Annotated in this window: 9 protein-coding genes; all 9 read right to left on the reverse strand. The window is 42.9% G+C overall.

Annotated elements, in window-relative coordinates:
- Positions 1 to 89 precede the first annotated feature (89 nt).
- The 9 genes from C4B57_11950 to C4B57_11990 all read right to left on the reverse strand — a co-directional run bounded on the left by C4B57_11950 (position 90) and on the right by C4B57_11990 (position 2,896).
- Positions 90 to 491 carry a hypothetical protein gene (locus tag C4B57_11950; GenBank protein ID PXF50557.1) on the reverse strand — a complete coding sequence of 134 codons (402 nt, stop codon included), beginning with the start codon at positions 489 to 491 and terminating at the stop codon, positions 90 to 92.
- A gap of 22 nt (positions 492 to 513) precedes the next feature.
- Positions 514 to 735, reverse strand: a complete 222-nt coding sequence (locus C4B57_11955) for a hypothetical protein (GenBank protein ID PXF50558.1) — start codon at positions 733 to 735, stop codon at positions 514 to 516.
- Complete coding sequence (locus tag C4B57_11960) at positions 735 to 1,085, reverse strand: hypothetical protein (GenBank protein PXF50559.1); 351 nt, start codon at positions 1,083 to 1,085, stop codon at positions 735 to 737. Before C4B57_11960 ends, C4B57_11955 begins: the two co-directional genes overlap by 1 nt.
- A 1-nt stretch (position 1,086) precedes the next feature.
- On the reverse strand, positions 1,087 to 1,347 hold the full coding sequence (locus C4B57_11965) for a hypothetical protein (protein PXF50560.1): 261 nt from the start codon (positions 1,345 to 1,347) through the stop codon (positions 1,087 to 1,089).
- A 110-nt stretch (positions 1,348 to 1,457) separates the two neighbouring features.
- A complete protein-coding gene (locus C4B57_11970; GenBank protein ID PXF50561.1) occupies positions 1,458 to 1,958 on the reverse strand; it encodes a hypothetical protein in 501 nt (166 codons plus the stop codon).
- Between the two features lie 18 nt (positions 1,959 to 1,976).
- Positions 1,977 to 2,171, reverse strand: a complete 195-nt coding sequence (locus C4B57_11975; GenBank protein PXF50562.1) for an FmdB family transcriptional regulator — start codon at positions 2,169 to 2,171, stop codon at positions 1,977 to 1,979.
- A 2-nt stretch (positions 2,172 to 2,173) separates the two neighbouring features.
- Positions 2,174 to 2,371 (reverse strand): hypothetical protein, encoded by a 198-nt coding sequence (locus C4B57_11980; GenBank protein ID PXF50563.1) that lies wholly within the window; start codon positions 2,369 to 2,371, stop codon positions 2,174 to 2,176.
- Complete coding sequence (locus C4B57_11985) at positions 2,372 to 2,590, reverse strand: hypothetical protein (GenBank protein PXF50564.1); 219 nt, start codon at positions 2,588 to 2,590, stop codon at positions 2,372 to 2,374. It lies immediately after the preceding gene.
- 81 nt (positions 2,591 to 2,671) lie between these two features.
- Positions 2,672 to 2,896, reverse strand: a complete 225-nt coding sequence (locus C4B57_11990) for a hypothetical protein (GenBank protein PXF50565.1) — start codon at positions 2,894 to 2,896, stop codon at positions 2,672 to 2,674.
- Positions 2,897 to 3,055 lie beyond the last annotated feature (159 nt).

The following is a 3,055-nucleotide window of genomic DNA, read 5'->3' on the forward strand; positions in this document are numbered from 1 at the left end:
AGTTACATCCGTTACCACAGGACCCACTGTGATACATCCTGTCAGTGCAAAAGCCCCCAACGCGACTATGGCCATTTTTATCCTTGTTTTCATTTTCCTTTCCTCCTGTTTTTTGTTTTTGTGATTTTGGTTTTGACATTACATTTTCCACCCCGATGCTCAGCTGTGTCTCCAGCCAGCCAAGCCCGAAGCGGATACTTCATCTCGATTCTTCTTAACATTTCTGTGGATTTCATCTCCCTGATCTCTCGCTCATAGGCGACTAGGCGCTTTTCAAACTCCTTTGCGCAATCCTCATAAATTTCACAGTCTCCTGGCCAGCGATAAATGATACACCCACAACCCAAGCTGTGCCAAGTATGTTCATTAATCCGACGATAGTAACAACGGTCGGGACTTAACACCGCCCTGAAGAATTTCCCCTTCTCGGTGGAGATTATATACTGACTCCCGTCCTGAATATTGCTATCGATTTTTTTGCTCTTTGCCATTTTCTTTACCTATCTCCAGCAACTAGTTTTCTATTTTATCATAATCCAATAAAAGCAAATCCCATTCTACCCCGTCTATATATTCGCGCGAGGTCTCTCCCCTGTATTCAGTGTATTCTACGTAGGCCAAGTACTCAATTTCGGCCGGAGAGAGTTTCCTCCCAAGGGCATGCTTTCTTATCAGTTCAAAGTAATCGAAGGTACACATTTTATCTTCTCCACCTCTCTTTTTCTTTTGCCCCACTATATCCGCATATCCATCTCATGCTTTTCAGCCATCAGCCAATGGATCGGATAGTTCGGGCCGAGCTTGCCATCATATGCGAATATCCAAGCAGCATGCATGTTATCGGAGAAAATGCTCACTGCACTATTTGCCAGTGCAAGTAAAAACTCCGGGCTCTTTATAGCGTGGAGCTTCTTTATATAATTCACGAAATCCCAGCTCACCGCATTGTAGAGCGCAACAGCCTTACACCTTCTCTCTTCAGAAAGATAATCGTCGCTCAGGATCATCTTGGACTCTCTCTCCATCCGGCGGAGCAAGGCTCCCTTTACTACGTCTACCATCAAAAATAATCTCGGATCTATCATTTTATTTTACCCTCCTTCTTTTCGTATTGCCATCATTTTGAGTTGATGCCAAGTATTTCAAATACTGCAACTGAAGCAGCTTGAATTCGCTTCCTCTTTCTACCGAGTGCTTGACCGCCAGAATGTAGCCTTCTGTCATTTTCTGGTCAATATAATCGTTGAACGCATTCTTCCCTGCCAGAAAAAAGAGGGTCAAGATTATCGTGGGGAAAATATAAAAGCGAATCCCTCTAAATTTGAAGCTCCAAAATTTTTCTAACATTTGTCTTTTCCTCCTTTTGGTTTTTCGCCTTTTTCTTTCAGCGTTAAATCCACTTTAATGCATCCCCTTCATTTTGTCAAGCACTTTTTTAACTTTTTTTGAGATTTTTTTTATTTCCAGCGCAAAGGTTCACCCGGAAGGCTTGTGATTCGCTTAAAGCGCCAGCCTTTGTGAGATTTTGCTCTGCCGTTCAGGCAGTTGGCAATAGCACTTTGATGTACCCCATGCTGTCTGGCAAATTCGCGCTGATTGTTGGAGGCGATAATGGTACCTTGTTCGTTTATCCCGACAAACAAATACTGATTTCTCCGGTTTTGAATTTGCCCCTCCAGAGTTGTCCACCTACAATTACCTGGTTCATAGTTTCCATTATTGTCTATCCTGTCGAGAGTTTTATCTTTTGGACGCTCGCCCATATCGGCCAAAAAGTTAGAGAAATCTTTCCAACGATTACAAACCCTTATATCACGGCCGCCCCAATCTTTAAACCGAGGATTGTTAGGATTCTGGCAGCGTTGACGCATATTTTTCCAAGAATAATAGGTTGGGCTTGGCTTGCCGTTCCAAGGATTATGTCCATGCTTTGTATTTCCATGTACTCTCTTCTCCATTTTTCATCCTTCTCCCTTTTATTTCACCTTGTGATAACCATCTTTCGCCCAACCACTGCCCTTTAATATAAAGGCTCCTCCGCAGATCAACCGCTTAACAGGAGTTTTTTGACGGCAGCGTGTACAGAAAAGATTGTTGAAAGGTTCGTCCTTTATACTGTGAGATTTCTCGATCTTGTAACTACAGATTTTACACTGATATACGTAGAGCATTTTTAATTTAACTCCTCCCTTCCAAGCTCTTCCAAGAATTGCAAGACAGGATTGACCCTCTTTTCTTTAAGGGGCCTTTTTGACTCCTTAATTCTGTGGTGGCATGCAAGACATGTCGTCTTAGGCACAGAAATCCCGTCGCCAAATTCCTTAAAAGATTTCTCTTCACCGCAAACTGCACAAGTACGAGTAGCGTCCATTTACTTAGCCTCCATCCTGTCTTCTGGTAAATCTCCCCTGGCCAAAAGATGTAACCTTGCTAAACGGCTTTCTATCCCCCGCTCCACGGCATTACGATAGAGGATTCTGCGGCGAAGCCGGTTAACCCGACCAGCCTGGAGAAGTTTAACGATCAAGGCGCCCTGGCCACCCTCTTCATATATTAACGCCTCGGGTTTAAAATTGTTGAGCCAGTTCATAATTTTCTACCTCCTTTTTTCTGATGTTAACTACACTGTAATACATAGCTCTGAATTTGTCAAGCACTTTTTGAGATTTTTTTATTTATCACCCCGGGAATGAAGGATAAATTCGTTGCTAATGCGCCTACCTTCGGGCAATAGGACCAAATATGCATCCGAGTCAAAGCCAAGTCTATCATAGATCAGCTTTCTGTACGTACCACCGGTCTTTGCATGCTCACAGATCTTCTGAAACACATACGCTGTGGCAGCTAAGCGTTGATCATACTCGAGTGAATTCCAGACTTCTTCTATTTCTTTCACTTTCCTTAGACCTCCTCCCTTATATTCTCTGCCATTCTCTGCAAGTTTTCAAGGTTTTAGCGTATTGCTTTTTGAATTTCTCAACATCAAGACCTTGCATTTCAGCATAGGCTTCTGTCATAAGATTATACGCTTCACTCAAAGATCCCACTAATGCCG

It is taken from the genome of Deltaproteobacteria bacterium (assembly GCA_003194485.1).
GTDB lineage: Bacteria > Desulfobacterota > Dissulfuribacteria > Dissulfuribacterales > UBA3076 > UBA3076.